Here is a 15,246-nt window from a genome sequence, read left to right as displayed (position 1 = left end):
AGCTGTGCTTTGATTGAAGTTATCGGCCTGACCGGCTCGACCAATGCAGACCTTGCTAAAAGGCTGACTTCGGGCGAGCCGGTGGTTGAAGGGCAATGGTTGGTTGCCGATCGCCAGAATGCCGGACGTGGCCGTTTGGGTCGGGTCTGGAATGATGGTCTTGGCAATTTCATGGGCTCGACTGTGGTGCGGATCGATCCGCATCAGCCGCCTGCTCCCAGCCTCGCGCTGGTGGCAGGCCTTGCCGTTCAGGCCTGCGTCGCTGATCTTGTTCCACCCCCACGTGTGGCCTTGTTGAAATGGCCCAATGACGTGTTGATCGGGCCGGGGAAGGTGGCTGGTATTCTGCTCGAAGCGGTGGCGGGATGCGTGATAGTCGGGGTCGGGGTCAATCTTGCGTCGGCGCCCCAATTGGCGGATCGCGCTACGGTGGCTCTCAGCGACTTTGGACCAGCGCCGGATCGAGACGGTTTTGCCTTGGCTCTTTCTTCGCGATTTGCCGAGGAATTGAACCACTGGCGCCAGTTTGGCCTATCGGCTCTGGTCCAAAGGTGGCAGGCTACGGCGCATCCTTTGGGCACGCCTCTGGTGGTGCGCGATTCCATGGGGCAGGCCATCGCCGGGCAATTTTCGGGGCTGCGTGACGACGGGGCCTTGCAGCTTCGGCTTTCCAACGGCACGGTCCGGGTCATTCATGCAGGCGATGTCGAACTCGCCTGAAATATAACAAGCGGAGAGAGGCAGCATGTTGCTGGCCATTGATGTGGGCAATACCAATGTCGTCTTCGCGCTCTATGACGGGCGCGAGATGAAGACGCGTTGGCGTATCGCCACCGATCCGCGCCGCACGGCGGATGAATTCGCGGTCTGGTTGTTGCAGTTGATGGCGATTGAGGGGTTTGGCCGAGAGCAGATCTCGACCATGATCGTTTCGACCGTTGTGCCGCGGGCGCTGCATAACCTCCAAGTTTTGGCGACCAAATATTTCAACACCGAATTGCTGGTCGCCGGCGTTGGCAAGGCGGAATATGGCATTGATGTCGATGTCGACGCGCCCAAATCTTTGGGGGCGGACCGGGCGGTCAATGCCATTGGCGCGCATGAAAAATTCGAAGGCGATTTGATCGTTGTCGATTTCGGCACGGCCACGACCATCGACCATATTGACGCGCGCGGGGCCTATAAGGGCGGCATCATTGCGCCCGGCATCAATCTTTCGCTTGATGCGCTGGTGGGCAATACGGCCAAACTGCCGCGCATCGCGATTGCCGTGCCCGAAAGCGAAGGCGTGATCGGCACCAATACCGAAGACCAGATGCTGATCGGGGTCTATTGGGGCTATGTCGCGATGATCGAGGGATTGATCGCCCGTATGCGTGCCCAGATCGCACGCCCGGTGACCGTGGTGGCCACAGGCGGCCTTGCCGTGCTGTTTGACCGCCAACCGGGCCTGTTCGATGTGGTTGAACATGATTTGACACTTAACGGACTGGCGCTGCTCGCAGAGCGCGTCGCCGCACGATAAACGGAGAAGTACAATAGCGCGCAAGTCTGAAACGAAGGATCCGTTCACGCCCGGCAAGGAATTGCTGTTTTGCGCGCTGGGCGGATCGGGCGAGATTGGCATGAACGTCAATCTCTATGGCGCGCATGGCAAATGGTTGATGGTCGATCTGGGCATGACGTTCGCCGGAAATGAATATCCGGGCAGCGAACTGGTCTTTGCCGATCTGGCCTTCATCGAGGAACGCCGTGAGGATCTGGTCGGCATCGTGCTGACCCATGCGCACGAGGATCACATTGGCGCGGTGCCCTATTTCGCCGCCGACCTTGATGTTCCGCTTTATGCTACGCCTTTCACGGCGAAACTGGTGGCCTCCAAACTGGCCGAGGCGGGGATTGATCGGGACGTTGAACTCAATGTCATCGACCATTTTGACCAGTTTGAACTGGGGCCGTTTGGCATCCGCTATGTTCCGTTGGCGCATTCGATCGCCGAGGGTCATGCGCTGCTGATCGATACGCCTTATGGGCGCGTCTTTCACACGGGCGATTGGAAGTTGGACGATGAACCGATTATCGGAACGCCCGCGACGCCTGAACAATTGACCGCCATTGGCGACGAAGGCGTGTTGGCGCTGGTGTGTGACAGCACCAATGTGTTCAACCCTTCGCCTTCGGGCAGTGAGGGCGAAGTCGCCCGCGCGATGAAAGAGGAAGTCGCGCGCCACAAGGGCAAGCGCGTTCTGGTCACAACCTTTGCCAGCAATGTCGCGCGCCTGCACACACTGGGCGAGGTGGCCAAGGCAACCAATCGCCGCCTTTGCGTGTCGGGCCGTTCGCTGGATCGGATCATTCAGGCGGCCGAGGGTTGCGGCTATCTGGGCAAATTGCCCGATATTATTGATCCCGATACGGCGATGAGCCTGCCGCGTGGAGAAGTCCTGATTGTTGCCACCGGCGGGCAGGGCGAACCGCGTGCGGCGTTGGCCCGTATTGCCGAGGGCAACCATCCGATCAAATTGGAATCGGGCGACGTTGTCCTTTTCTCCAGCCGTCAGATCCCCGGCAATGAAATCGCCATCGGGCGCATTCAGAACCAGCTGGCGGGGGATGGGATTACTGTTGTCACCGACCGTCAGGCCGATATCCACGTTTCGGGCCACCCCGGTCGCCCGGAACTGGAGGCGATCTATGGTTGGCTGCGGCCCAAGATCCTGATGCCCGTGCATGGCGAAATGCGCCACATGCGCGAACAGGCCAAGGTGGGCAAGGAAGGCGGTATTCCGACGCAGGTGGTGCAGAAGAACGGCGATCTGGTCCGTCTGGCGCCGGGCCGTCCGGGTAAATTTGCCGAGGTGCCGCATGGCCGCCTCGTTCTGGATGGCGACATCATCGCGCCCGCCGATGGTGAGGCGGTGGTTATGCGTCGCCGACTGGCATGGCATGGCGTGTTGATGGTGGCGGTTTCGGGCCGGATGAAGCACCACGAATATGCCTGTCAGGTGGCCGGTCTGGGCTTGCCTCTGGTCGAGGATTACGACGCCTTTGTCGAGGAGGCGCAGAATGACGTGATCGAGGCTCTGGGCAAGCTGCGCGGGCCGGACAAGCGTAACGCCAGCGCGATCAGCGAAGCGGCTCGTCTGGCCGTGCGCCGTGCCGCCACGCGTTGGTGCGGCAAGAAGCCCCAGGTCAAGGTGATGCTGATGGTGGAGGGGCTGGAAGGGTGAAACCCGCCTCCATCCTTGCGATCTATTTGTTGTTTTGGGTCATTTCGGCCTTTTTGGTGCTGCCCTTTGGCCTGCGCACGCCCGACGAAACGGGCGATGACATGATCAAGGGGCAGGCCGCCAGTGCGCCGGTGAATTTCCGCCCCGGCCGCGTGGCGATCCGCGCGACGATTGTTTCCGCCGTCGCCTTTGCACTGTTTTATGCCAACTATGTTTACGATTGGGTGCGTATCGAGGATATCGCACCCTTTCAGGTTCCCGCATCGCTGGAACAGGATCGCTAAGCCCGCAGCCTTTCGATGGCCTGTGCGAGGGCCACATAGAGTTTGCCCATGTCGGACGACAGCAGCGTCACCGAAATGGCATGGCCATCGCGCGTTGACAGGACGTGGCGCAACATTGCTTCAAAATCATGGATATAGCGGTTGACCTGCGCCTGAAACGCGCCGTCATTTTCATAGAGGTTCAGCACCTGACGCGCATCGCCCGTGTCCATCAGACGCACCGCACGCCGCGTGAAAATTCCACGATCGCCGCGCAAATAGGATGCCCACGCCGTATCGGCCACTTCGCTATCCAGCGCGCGGGTGATGTCCACGGCATTGGATTGCAGCGTGTCGGTAATGATCGCCATCCGACGTGAGAAATCATTGTCCACCGGGTCTTCGGCCTTGTCACGGGCCTCGGCGATGCGGGTTTCGATATTGGCGATGACGGTTTCGACCTCGCGTAATTGATCGCGCAACTGGTGGGCAGCCTCGCGGCTGATGCCAAGGGCGTGGGATGCGGCCTGTTCCAGTTGGCCGGTGATCTCGCTGGCCTTCAGGCGCATGGCGCGTTCCAGCGCGATGCCGCTTTCGGTTGAAAGCTGATCGGCCAGAGCGGTTACTCGCGACGCGCCTTCGCTCTCGATAGAGCCAAGCATCTGCATAACCGTGCCGCCCAGAGTGCGGATCGCTTCGCCCAGTTCGCCCTTGGCGTCGCTGGCGATGCGCAGGGTTTCGCTTTCGACTTGAGTCAACTGCTCGCGCAACCCGCCAATGGCCACATCCTGCGCGCTCAAGGCATCACTCACGCCATGGGCCGCGCCATGGACCTGCACGATGCGCTGGGCCAGCATTTCGCCCTGTGCGCCCGCTTCGACCACGACATTGCGCAGCGTTTGCACGCGGGTTTCAAAATGCACCAGCCGTTCCTCGCTCTCATTAAGCGCAGGCTGCAAAGTTTCGCGGCTGTGGCGCGCGGAGGATTGGATGAGATCAAGCAGGCGAACACTCGTTTCGGTCAGCCGTTCCAGCCCCTTGTCGGTTTCACTCAGCCGGCGCTCAATGGCCTCAAGCCTTGTGTCCATGGCGCCCGAAACCGCAACATCGGCCATGGCAATCGCTTCAAGCCGCGCCTCGGCCTGCGCCAGACGCAGGCTCGATGCTTCGCTCATCACGCCCAGCTTGGCCGCGCGTTCGATGGCGGCGTCATGGCGTTGCGCCAGATCCTGATCGAGCCGCGCAAGGTCATTGGTGAGCCGCGCCGTCGCCGCCTGCCAGTCACCCAAAGCCACGGCTTCGTTTTCGCGCAGCGAACGGCCGATGATCGCGGCCTCGTCACGCATGGCCGACAGGCGTGCGCGCAGCGAGGTAAGGGCCTCGGCCTCATCCTGATCGAGCCGGGCGCGGGTGGCGGCAATTTCCTCACCCATCACCGATGCGCGGCGGCGCAGGGCATCATTGGCGTCCGCCTCATGCCGTTCCAGATCGAGCGAAAAGCCCGTTGAGCGTTGCTCCAGCGCCTCAAACCGCCCGGTGATGACGGCGTCCAACTGCTGTGTCCGGCCCTCCAGATTGCCCAGCGTCGCCTCGATCTTTTCGCGCAGAGAGCCGACCTGCTGCTCGCTCGACTGGGCAAAATCCTGAAGACGCCCAAGGCCGCTGACCATATCCTGAAGATGGGCGTGGGCGATGCGGCCCGCATTGCCGATATTGCTGGTCACATCCTTGGCGGCATTGCTGATGACGGGCAAATGGTCGCGCAATTGCTCCATATTGTTCAGTGCGGCGGTGCTGACGGTGCCGATGGTTTCGACCTGTGCGGCATTATCACGCACCAGCGTATCGATTTTCTGAGCGCTTTGTCCGATGCGGTCGACCGCGGTGCGCCCCAGCGAATCCAGTTCGCGCGTCTGTGCCGCCAGAAATTCGCGCGCCAGGCTCAATTCGCGGTTGAGCGAGGTCAGGCGCATCTCCAACGCTTCCGACTCCCGGCGTAGCGCGCTGGCGGCATCACCAAAACGCGAGGCCTCGCGGCGGCTCGACCGCTGAACGATCAGATAGACCAGCGCGATCAGCAAAACCGGCGTCGACCATTGCATGGTCAGCGCGCTCCATTCCGCCGGGCCGCGCGCGTTCATTAACGCGGGCGTCGCGCCCATGCCAAATACCACGCTCCACCCGGCAACAAGCAGCGACGCGATGGCAAGGGGCAGCCAGTCCGGCAGCTTGCGTCCGGGCGCTTCGGCATCATCGGCCCAACCCGCCTCCTCTTCGCCTCCGGTCATGGAGGGGAGGGGCATGCCCGCGTTATCCTCCGTGATCGAAGGGTGTTGGGGTTCAATGCTGAAGATGGGTGTTCCGCTCGCCATCCGCCCTTGATAGCATAAGCTGCGCGTGGGGAAACACTGCTTTAACTTCTGATGTGTAGTGTTTCCACATGGCTTATGAAGCAGGCGCTCTTGACGCAACCCTTGCCGCCGCTGCGGGCGATGATCCGGTCCTGATGCGTGAATTGCGCACCAGTTTCCATGAAAGCCTCGCGCGTCAGATCGACTTGCTCAAACGTGCGCGATGCGACGGCAATTGGGAAGTCGCCGCGATGCGTCTCAAAGGGCTGGCGGCCAGCTTTCAGGTCTGGCCGCTGATCGCTTTGGCCGATCAGGCATTGGATGGGGCGCCGGGCGATCCGGTGATTTTGCGCCAGCTACAGGCCTTTGTGGATGAATTTCCGCTGGGTTGATCCGGGGTACGTGCCCGAATCAATCGGGGTATGGGCGATGGTTCGCGTCTTGGCATAACGTTCAGGCTTCTTTACAACCTGCCCGGTCCTGCCAAATTGGCTTTGCCGGAGAATGTCTTGCGCGTTGCGCTTTTATCCCTGATCGCCCCTGTCGGCCCCGATGCCGGCGCGCAGGCTTCGGCCATGCCGCGCGGCATGATGCGGCTTGGCGGTCATACTCTTGCCCGACATCAATTGGCCATCGCGCTGTCGCTGGGTTGTGACCGGGTGATCGTGGTGGCCAATGGCGCGCTCGATGGCCTTTTGCCGTTGCAACATGCGGCGGAAAGCGCGGGGGCCTTGTTCCACCGCGTCACGGGCGCGCATGGCGTCATGGGTCTGGTCAGCGCGCAGGATGAGGTGATCGCGCTGGGCGACGGGGTTCTTGCATGGCCGGATCTGGCGCATGAATTGCTGGCCACGCCCGCCGTTTTGGTACAGCCGGTGGAACAGGGCGTCGCGGCGGGGTTTGAACGCCTCGATTTCAATTACGCCTCGGCCGGGGCGATGCGCTTTCCGGGCCGTCTGGTTGAACGGTTGGGTGAATTGCCCGGTGACGTTGAAACTTTCGCCTGTTTGCAAAGAATTGCGCTGCAAGGCGGCGTTCCGCAGCGCTCGGTTCCCGATGATGTGATTGCGCAGGGACGCTGGACCCTGCTGCATAATGAGCAAGAGGTTCAGGCCGTCGAACCGGGCTGGATCAGCCACCATCTGTTCGAGGATGGTTTGCGTTCGCCCTCCGAATGGCTTGCGGGTCAGGCTGTGCGTCTGGCTGGCCCGGCCTTGCTGGAGGCGGGGTCAGGCGGCACCGTCGTGGCAATGGCGGCGGGCGTTCTGGCGGCGCTGGGCATGGTGGCGGGCGGATTTGGCGCGATTACGCTGGGGCTGATGCTGGTTGCGGCGGCGTGGCTGGGTTTTGCCTGCGCATCGCTGTTTGGCCGGTTTGAGCGGCGCTCACTGCGCCTGCCGCGGCCGCGCGTGGCGCCGGTTGTCACCTATCGCTGGATTGTTGACGGCGTGCTGCTGGCCCTGCTGGGGCTGGCGCATGGGCAAAACGGCTATATCGCCGGGCTGTTTGCCCCGTTGATGTTGTTGGGGTTAATCCGACTGGTTCCGGTCCTTTTGCCGATTCGAATCGCGGCATGGATGGAGGATCGAGCCTTGTTCGCCCTGATGCTGGGTCTGCTGTCCATGCTGGATTGGTTGCGCAATGGCGTAGCGGTTTTCGCGGTTGCCTTGCTTTTATCCGGATTAATAATGGTAGGAAGACAAAATCGGCTAACGCCAGCTTAACTCCCTGTCATTTATGGTGGGCCTATGACTGATCGTATGTCTGACGCTCTGGGCCGGGATTCGAGTGAATCTTCGCTGCGCCTGCAACTGGCGCGGGGCGATGCTGTGGTCGGGTCGGTGGTGCCGGTCTTGCGGCATTTGCTGGTCTGCGGCGATCAGGGACTGTTTGGCGACGACGTGTTGGCGCGGCTGCGCGCGATGCTCGACGATCTGGCGAATCAGCTGGAGATGGGGGTTATTGACGCGGGCGGGCGCGGCGGAATTCTCGATTCGCTGATGGAACAATTGCCCGAAGTGCCGGGCCTGCTCTCGCATCTTCACGCCCTGGCGCTGGAATGGCAAATGACGCAGCGTCTGGCCGACCGGCTGGGTGTTGATCCGGTGGTTTCGCCTTTGTTACAGGCGCTTATTGCCTCGACAGAGGCGGAAACCTCGGCGCGGGCGATGAAATTGCTGGCCGCGCAGGCGCGCTTTGCGCAAAATCAGCGCCGGATGCAGTTGCCGCTGGGCGAATTGCCCGCCGAATTGCTTCATGGCGTTCTGGTCGCCCTTCATGTCGCTGCCGAGGATGATGGCGAGGCCGCATCGCGCGCTTCGGATGTCCTGCGCCAGAATTATGATGAGGCTTCGACCCGTTTGGGGCTTCTGGCGCGACTGGTCGCGGCGATGGGGCCGGGGTCGGTGGCGGCTTTGGCCTTGGCGCATGGCGGGGTGGCGATGTTTGCCTCGGCGCTGGCGCTGGCCGGTGATGGGGTGCGCGAATCGGTCCTGCTGTCGATGCGCGACGGACAGCAGGCCAGATTGGCCGTGGCCTTGCGCGCTGGCGGTGCAAAGCTCGGGGTGATCGAGGAGAATTTGCTGATCCTCCATCCGCAGACGATCCGCCCCGATGGCTTGTCGCGTTTGAGCGTTGAGCGCGCCGGTGAATTGCTGGTCGAAGCGGCGCAGGCTTTGGGGCGGCTTCCATGAGCGCGCCCGAGCGCATTCAGGTCGAAGCGCAAAGTGATGGCGAGGATCGGCTGCTGCGGGCGGACGAACCGCTTTCGGCGCTGCAAATGCGGTGCGGTGGGACGATCCCCGGCGCGATTGCCGTTCCCGAATTGCGCGAATTGGTCAGCAAAGCGCGCGGATTTGGCCTGAAACTGGCGCGGCCCATCATCGCGCAGGACGGTCAGGAAACCATTCGCGCATGGATCGAGGTAACGCCGCAGGAAGGCGGCTGCCTGATCATCCTTCGTCATTGGCAGGCCAGCAGCCTACCGCCGGAACCGGCCGATCTGGCCAACCGCCGCAAGTCCGAGATTGACCGGGCGCTGGCCGAATTGACGGCGCGTCTGGACCCGCATCAACGTTTGATGGCGGTCGAATCCTCGGCCAGCGATCTGGTGGAGGCCACCCATGCCATGCGCGCCGGGTTGGGCCGTCCCTGGACCGATTTCGTGCAATTGCCTGGCAGCGGATTGAAGCAGCCCCTCCATTGGCGCCTGCTGGACGGTGCCAGCGTTATTGTGCCGGGGTCGGCGCGGGGGTGGCGGGCCACAATCCTGCCCCAAACCGGGCCGGAGGGTGAGACGCTGGGTTTTGATCTGTGCCTGACCAGCGAACAGCCCTTGCCCCGCGTGGATGAGCCCGAGCAGGAGGTCGAAGCCCCTCCGGCCAAGGCAAGTTCCGTGATTGGCCGCGAATTGGCGCCGGTTCTGCGTCAACCTATTGCCCGGATCATCGCCAATGCCGAAACCATCCGCACGCGCCGGGCGGGGCCTCTGACCGAGGAATATGCCGGTTATGCGGGGGATATTGCTTCGGCCGGGCAACATCTTTTGACCTTGATCGAGGACCTGTCCGATATGGAGGTCATCGAGGCGGAAGGGTTTGCGCCGGCGGCGGACCGGATCGATCTGGCCGATGTTGCGCGGCGGGCGGCGGGTATTCTGGGCGTTCGCGCGCGGGAAAAAGGGATTGCCATCCACGCGCCGGACGAAGGTGCCTCATTACCGGCGGTCGGAGAGTTTCGTCGGGTGCTTCAGGTGCTTTTGAACCTGATTGGTAATGCCATTCGCTATAGCCCTGAAAATTCGTCGATCTCGCTGATCCTGACGGGCGGCGCGGGCGTGGCCCGGATCACAGTTGCCGATCAAGGGCCGGGCCTGTCGCCGCAGGATGCCGCTCGGGTTTTCGACAAATTCGAACGCCTTGGGCGCAGCGGTGATGGTGGGTCGGGGCTGGGCCTTTATATTTCGCGCCGCTTGGCCCGCGCCATGGGCGGGGAATTGAGTGTCGACAGCCATGCCGGGCAGGGCGCGCGGTTTGTGTTGACCTTGCCGGTTCAGGCGTAAGGATTGCCTCCTGCGGGCAAAGGGCGGGGGCCCTTTGCAATCCCGATAATGGGAGCAGTTTTGCTTTCTTATGACGTTAAATTTAAAGCCTGCGGCGCAGATAAAGGGCGCCGCAGGCTTTAAATATTGTGACGTTGCGTCGATCATTTCACGCCGAACCCGTGGCACAACGCAGACAGTAATGGGAGCGCGAGGGTCTAGACCCTCGCATCATTGCCTTCTTTCAAAACTCAACCCCAAAACAAAAACGCGGGAGAAGGTTTCCCTTCCCCCGCGTTCGTGAATGGTCGAGCCTTAAGGCTTAACGCTGGCCAACGGGCACGTAGTCGCGCTGCGTCGGGCCGGTGTAGAGCTGGCGGGGACGGCCGATCTTCTGGCTGGGATCTTCGATCATTTCGTTCCACTGAGCCACCCAGCCCACGGTGCGCGCCAGAGCGAACAGCACGGTGAACATGGTGGTGGGGAAGCCGATGGCCGACAGGATGATGCCCGAATAGAAGTCGACGTTCGGGAACAGCTTCTTTTCGACGAAGTAAGGATCGTTCAGCGCGATCTCTTCGAGGCGCAGAGCGGTTTCGAACAGCGGATCCTGCACGTTGAGTGCTTCGAACACTTCGCGCACGGTCTTCTGCATCACGGTCGCGCGCGGGTCGCGGTTCTTGTACACGCGGTGGCCAAAGCCCATCAGACGGAACGGGTCGTTCTTGTCCTTGGCGCGCTCGATATAGTGCGGGATCTTGTCCGGGGTACCGATTTCACGCAGCATGTTGAGGCATGCTTCGTTCGCGCCGCCATGGGCCGGGCCCCACAGGCAGGCGATACCGGCCGCAACGCAAGCGAACGGATTGGCGCCCGAGGACCCTGCAAGGCGCACGGTCGAGGTCGAAGCGTTCTGTTCGTGGTCGGCGTGCAGGATGAAGATGCGGTCCATTGCCTTTTCGACGGCGGGCACAACTTCATATTCTTCGGCCGGAACGCCAAAGGTCATGCGCAGGAAGTTGCCGGCATAGGACAGCTTGTTGTCGGGATAGACGAAAGGCTGACCCACCGAATACTTGTACGCCATGGCGGCGATGGTCGGGATCTTGGCGATCAGGCGGTGGGCCGAAATGCGGCGCTGCACCGGATCGGAGATGTCCGTCGAGTCATGATAGAAGGCCGAGAGCGCGCCGACCACGCCGACCATGATGGCCATCGGGTGCGCGTCGCGGCGGAAGCCCTTGAAGAAGCTCGACAGCTGTTCATGGACCATCGTGTGGCGCGTGATCGTGCGCGAGAACGTGTCAAGCTCGCTGGCGCTGGGCAGTTCGCCGTTCAGCAGCAGATAGCAAACTTCCATGAAGGACGACTGTTCGGCCAGCTGACCAATCGGATAACCGCGGTGCAGCAGCACACCTTCGTCGCCGTCGATATAGGTCAGCGCGCTTTCGCACGATGCCGTCGAAGTGAAGCCGGGGTCATAAGTGAATGCACCGGTCTGGGCATAAAGCTTGCGGATGTCGATGACATCCGGACCAACGCTGCCCTTCAGGATCGGAGATTCAACTTCCTTGCCCTCGACGATGAACTTTGCCGTATCACCCACCGCAACACTCCTTGTAGTATGCTTAGATTTTTGTGGTTTCCATTTGCTCCGCGATGCGCGCGAGGCTTTCCTCTCGCCCAAGTAGGATCAAAACATCGAAAATACCGGGAGACGTAGTTTGCCCGGTCAAAGCCGCGCGAAGCGGCTGGGCCAGTTTACCAAGACCAAGACCAAGCTCGCCGGCCAGTGATTTGACCGTGGCCTCCAGGGGCTCGATTGTCCAGTGCGTTTCCTGCAACAGCGTTGCGTGAATTTTCTGAAGAATCGAACGCGCGTCGTCGGTTAGCAGCGCGGCCGCCTTCTCCTCCAGCGCCAGCGGGCGCACGGTAAAGAGGAAGCGCGCACCAGCGGCCAATTCGTTAAGATCCTTGGCGCGAACCTTGAGCACGGGCATTGCCTGTGCCAGCAAATTCATCTCGACCGACAGGTCCGTGATGCGCGGCGCGACCAGCTGCGCCAGACGCGCATCATCGGCCTCGCGCAGGTAATGGCCGTTGAGATTGGCCAGCTTGGCAAAGTCGAAGCGCGAGGCGCCCTTGTTCACATCCTTGATGTCGAACCATTCGATGGCTTGGGCAATCGAGATGATTTCCTCATCCCCATGCCCCCAGCCAAGACGCATCAGATAGTTCAGCACCGCTTCGGGAAGCAGGCCCATTTCGTCACGATAGGCGTCCACGCCCAGCGCGCCGTGGCGCTTGGACAGCTTGGCCCCGTCCGCGCCATGGATCAGCGGGATATGGCCATATTCCGGGTCCGGCCATGCATGTCCTTGGCCACCTTCGATGGCATCCATTGCACGGATGATCACCAACTGGCGAAAGGCGTTGTTGATATGGTCATCGCCGCGGATCACATGGGTCACGCCCATATCGTGATCGTCCACCACCACGGCCAGCATATAGGTCGGCGTGCCGTCAGAGCGCAGAATGATGAAATCGTCCAGCTCAACGTTCTGAACCGTGATGCTGCCCTGAACCAGATCGTCGATCACGGTCGCGCCTTCACGCGGCGCCTTGATGCGCACCACATAGGGCAGATCGGCGGGCCACTGATCGGGCGTCGCGTCGCGCCAGGGCGACTGAATACGGAAGGGACGCTTTTCCGCCTGCGCCGCTTCGCGCATCGCGCTCAGCTCTTCCTGAGTCAGATAGCAGCGATAGGCGTAGCCCGCGTCCAGCAGCTTATGCGCCACCTCGGCATGGCGGGGCGAACGTTCGAACTGCATCACGGCGGGCTGATCGCCGTCCAGACCCAGCCAGCGCAGACCATCAAAGATCGCGTCAATGGCCGCATCGGTCGAACGCGCGCGGTCGGTATCCTCGATACGCAAAAGATATTGCCCGCCATTGGCGCGGGCATAAAGCCAGTTGAACAAAGCCGTGCGCGCGCCGCCAATATGCAGAAAACCTGTGGGCGAAGGCGCAAAACGAGTGACAACAGGGCGTTTGCCGGTGCTATTGCTGCCAGCCAACCCCGAACTTGTCATTCCCTTGTCCTTTCTGTCCTATAGGGCCCATGGTTCACGCGACCCAGAGCAACACCCAAACGGCCCAGCGTTCCGCCTCTTTCGGGGGGGATGGCGCTGCAACGCAACATGGCCCTTGGCGCAGCCGCGCGCGCTTGGCAAGTTTTGCTTTGGTCTTAGAGCAATTTCTGTTGCGGGCCGGATCGACGCTGGCGCCATGGCTGGCGGCGGGCATGGCCGGAGGCGTGGCGGCGTGGTTTGCGCTCTTTGGCCCGCTTCAATGGATATTGTTGATAGCAATATGTTTTTCCGTCGCGCTGTTTGCCGGCGTGTTGCTGGGGCCCAAGGGGCGATGGCCGTGTCTGGCCAAGGCGATGATGTCGATGGCCTTGGCCGTCGCCTTGGGTTGCGGGCTGGTTTGGGCCAAATCGACCTTGGTCGGTACGCCGGCGATTCCCGTGCCTATGGTCTTGAATATACGAGCCATTGTGGTGGAGCGTCAGGAATTGCCCGCCCAATCGCGGATTCGCCTGATCCTGGGGTTGCGTTTGCCGGGCGAAAAAAGGGCAATCAAGACGAGAATCACGCTGAAAACCGGCGATTCCGCTCCGGGAGCGGTGGAGGGGGCCTATGTGCAAATGCGGGCGAGGCTTGTTCCACCTGCGCCACCGCGTTTACCCGGAGGCTATGATTTTGCACGCGCGGCGTGGTTCAGCGGGTTGGCGGCAACGGGCAGCGCTCTTGGTCCGGTGACGGTCGAATCGGCCCCGCGCGCGCAGGGCCTGTCGCGGATGCGTCATGCGCTGGCCGCACATATCCGCGCCGTTTTACCCGGATCGGCGGGGGGCATGGCCGCAGCCTTTGCCAGTGGTGAGCGCGGAGGTATCACACCACAGGACGAGGCGGCCATGCGTGATGCGGGGCTGACCCATCTGCTCTCCGTTTCGGGCCTTCATGTCAGCGCCGTTGTCGCGGGGGCCTATTTTCTTGCGCTGCGTCTGCTGGCCCTCTGGCCATGGCTTGTTCTGCGGATTCGCTTGCCGATCGTGGCTAGTGGTGCAGGGGGATTGGCCGCGGTCGGATATACGTTGTTGACCGGGGCCGAGGTGCCGACGGTGCGGTCCTGTCTTGGTGCCTTGCTGGCTCTGGCGGCGATTGCGGCCGGGCGACAACCCTTTTCGATCCGTCTTTTGGCCGTGGCGGCGGCTTTTGTGATGCTGCTTTGGCCGGAAGCCGTTATCGGACCCAGCTTTCAGATGAGCTTTGGTTCGGTTCTGGCCATTGTGGCCCTGCATGAAGCGACCCCGGTTCGGGCCTTTCTTGCCCGGCGGGAAGAAGCCTGGGTGATCCGTTTGGGTCGGCACATTGCCATGTTGCTGATGACGGGCATGGTCATAGAATTGGCGCTGATGCCGGTCAGTTTCTATCACTTTCACCGCGCCGGGATCTATGGCTCGCTCGCCAATCTGGTTGCCATCCCGCTGACGACCTTTGTCACTATGCCTTTGATTGCCGCGGGTTTGGTCTTCGATATGATTGGCATGGGCGGGCCGTTCTGGGGCCTTTGCGGCTTGTCGCTGGATGGCCTGATTGGGCTTGCGCGATGGGTGGGCGCGCGGCCCGATGCCGTGACGCAATTGCCGGTCATGGCGGGGGGCACCTATGCTTTCATAGTGCTGGGCCTGTTATGGCTGGCGCTTTGGCGTGGGACTATTCGACTGCTGGGACTGGTGCCTGCGGTCCTTGGTTGCCTGTGGCTGGCATTATCAGCGCCGCCCGATGTCATGATCACGGGTGACGGACGTCAATTGGGATTGATCGATCCGCAAACCGGGCAATTGCTGGTAATGGGTCAAGGGCGTTCAAAATACATTTCGGATGCCATGCAGGAAGTGGCCGGGCTGTCTGGCGCTGTATTGCCGATTGAACAGTGGCGTGGCTCGACCTGCAATCAAAGCTTCTGTCGTGTCACGATCAGGCAAGGAGAGCGGGATTGGGCCATCCTTGCGGCGCGGGGGGAAGGCTTTGTTGACGAAGCGGCGATGGCCAAGGCTTGTGCGGCGGTCGATATTGTCGTCTCACGGGTGGCGTTACAGCCTTCGTGCCGCCCCCGTTTCCTGCGCGCGGATGAGGCGCTGCTCTATCGGACCGGCGGGATGGCGATCTATCTGAACCGACGGAAAATTGTCACTGTGGCGCAGGGGCAGGGGCAACATCCGTGGTGGCGCGCGCCTAGTCTAAAGCAGGATATGACGTCTAAAGCAGGATATGACGATAGGTGATGATTAG

Annotated in this window: 12 protein-coding genes; 9 read left to right on the top strand and 3 right to left on the bottom strand. The window is 61.6% G+C overall.

Translation table 11 applies throughout. The annotated features are described in order from the left end of the window. Positions 1 to 9 precede the first annotated feature (9 nt). The 4 genes from ACZ9HU_RS03910 to ACZ9HU_RS03895 all read left to right on the top strand — a co-directional run bounded on the left by ACZ9HU_RS03910 (position 10) and on the right by ACZ9HU_RS03895 (position 3,514). Positions 10 to 720: a biotin--[acetyl-CoA-carboxylase] ligase gene (locus ACZ9HU_RS03910; protein ID WP_476102537.1), complete on the top strand. Its 711-nt coding sequence runs from the start codon at positions 10 to 12 to the stop codon at positions 718 to 720. Between the two features lie 25 nt (positions 721 to 745). Next, positions 746 to 1,525 (top strand): type III pantothenate kinase, encoded by a 780-nt coding sequence (locus ACZ9HU_RS03905; protein WP_476102535.1) that lies wholly within the window; start codon positions 746 to 748, stop codon positions 1,523 to 1,525. 100 nt (positions 1,526 to 1,625) lie between these two features. Beyond that, on the top strand, positions 1,626 to 3,230 hold the full coding sequence (locus tag ACZ9HU_RS03900) for a ribonuclease J (protein ID WP_476102533.1): 1,605 nt from the start codon (positions 1,626 to 1,628) through the stop codon (positions 3,228 to 3,230). Beyond that, positions 3,227 to 3,514: a DUF1467 family protein gene (locus tag ACZ9HU_RS03895; RefSeq protein ID WP_476102531.1), complete on the top strand. Its 288-nt coding sequence runs from the start codon at positions 3,227 to 3,229 to the stop codon at positions 3,512 to 3,514. The genes ACZ9HU_RS03900 and ACZ9HU_RS03895 overlap by 4 nt, the downstream gene beginning before the upstream one ends. Here ACZ9HU_RS03895 and ACZ9HU_RS03890 read toward each other — a convergent pair. After that, positions 3,511 to 5,796: a coiled-coil domain-containing protein gene (locus ACZ9HU_RS03890; protein ID WP_476102529.1), complete on the bottom strand. Its 2,286-nt coding sequence runs from the start codon at positions 5,794 to 5,796 to the stop codon at positions 3,511 to 3,513. The genes ACZ9HU_RS03895 and ACZ9HU_RS03890 overlap by 4 nt on opposite strands. Positions 5,797 to 5,933: 137 nt before the next feature. On the opposite strand from ACZ9HU_RS03890, the gene ACZ9HU_RS03885 reads away from it, so the two are divergent. The 4 genes from ACZ9HU_RS03885 (at position 5,934) to ACZ9HU_RS03870 (ending at position 9,904) form a co-directional block, all read left to right on the top strand. Continuing rightward, complete coding sequence (locus tag ACZ9HU_RS03885; protein WP_476102527.1) at positions 5,934 to 6,236, top strand: Hpt domain-containing protein; 303 nt, start codon at positions 5,934 to 5,936, stop codon at positions 6,234 to 6,236. Between the two features lie 117 nt (positions 6,237 to 6,353). Then, entirely contained in the window at positions 6,354 to 7,568 is a 1,215-nt protein-coding gene (locus tag ACZ9HU_RS03880) for a hypothetical protein (protein ID WP_476102525.1), read from the top strand. A gap of 24 nt (positions 7,569 to 7,592) precedes the next feature. Continuing rightward, positions 7,593 to 8,537 (top strand): hypothetical protein, encoded by a 945-nt coding sequence (locus tag ACZ9HU_RS03875; protein ID WP_476102523.1) that lies wholly within the window; start codon positions 7,593 to 7,595, stop codon positions 8,535 to 8,537. Next, entirely contained in the window at positions 8,534 to 9,904 is a 1,371-nt protein-coding gene (locus ACZ9HU_RS03870) for a sensor histidine kinase (RefSeq protein WP_476102521.1), read from the top strand. Before ACZ9HU_RS03875 ends, ACZ9HU_RS03870 begins: the two co-directional genes overlap by 4 nt. 301 nt (positions 9,905 to 10,205) lie before the next feature. Here the strand turns inward: ACZ9HU_RS03870 and gltA are convergent, their stop codons facing one another. Together gltA and gltX are read right to left on the bottom strand one after the other, a co-directional pair. Then, on the bottom strand, positions 10,206 to 11,489 hold the full coding sequence (gene gltA / locus ACZ9HU_RS03865) for a citrate synthase (protein WP_476102519.1): 1,284 nt from the start codon (positions 11,487 to 11,489) through the stop codon (positions 10,206 to 10,208). Between the two features lie 22 nt (positions 11,490 to 11,511). Continuing rightward, positions 11,512 to 12,978, bottom strand: coding sequence for a glutamate--tRNA ligase (gltX, locus tag ACZ9HU_RS03860; RefSeq protein ID WP_476102517.1), 1,467 nt, complete (start codon positions 12,976 to 12,978; stop codon positions 11,512 to 11,514). Between the two features lie 29 nt (positions 12,979 to 13,007). On the opposite strand from gltX, the gene ACZ9HU_RS03855 reads away from it, so the two are divergent. Then, positions 13,008 to 15,239, top strand: coding sequence for a ComEC/Rec2 family competence protein (locus ACZ9HU_RS03855; RefSeq protein ID WP_476102515.1), 2,232 nt, complete (start codon positions 13,008 to 13,010; stop codon positions 15,237 to 15,239). The last annotated feature ends 7 nt before the right edge of the window (positions 15,240 to 15,246 follow it).

Source organism: Novosphingobium sp. Sphag1I, from assembly GCF_056279125.1.
The sequence above is the reverse complement of the archived record's forward strand: the minus strand, read 5'-3'. Positions and strand labels throughout refer to the sequence as shown.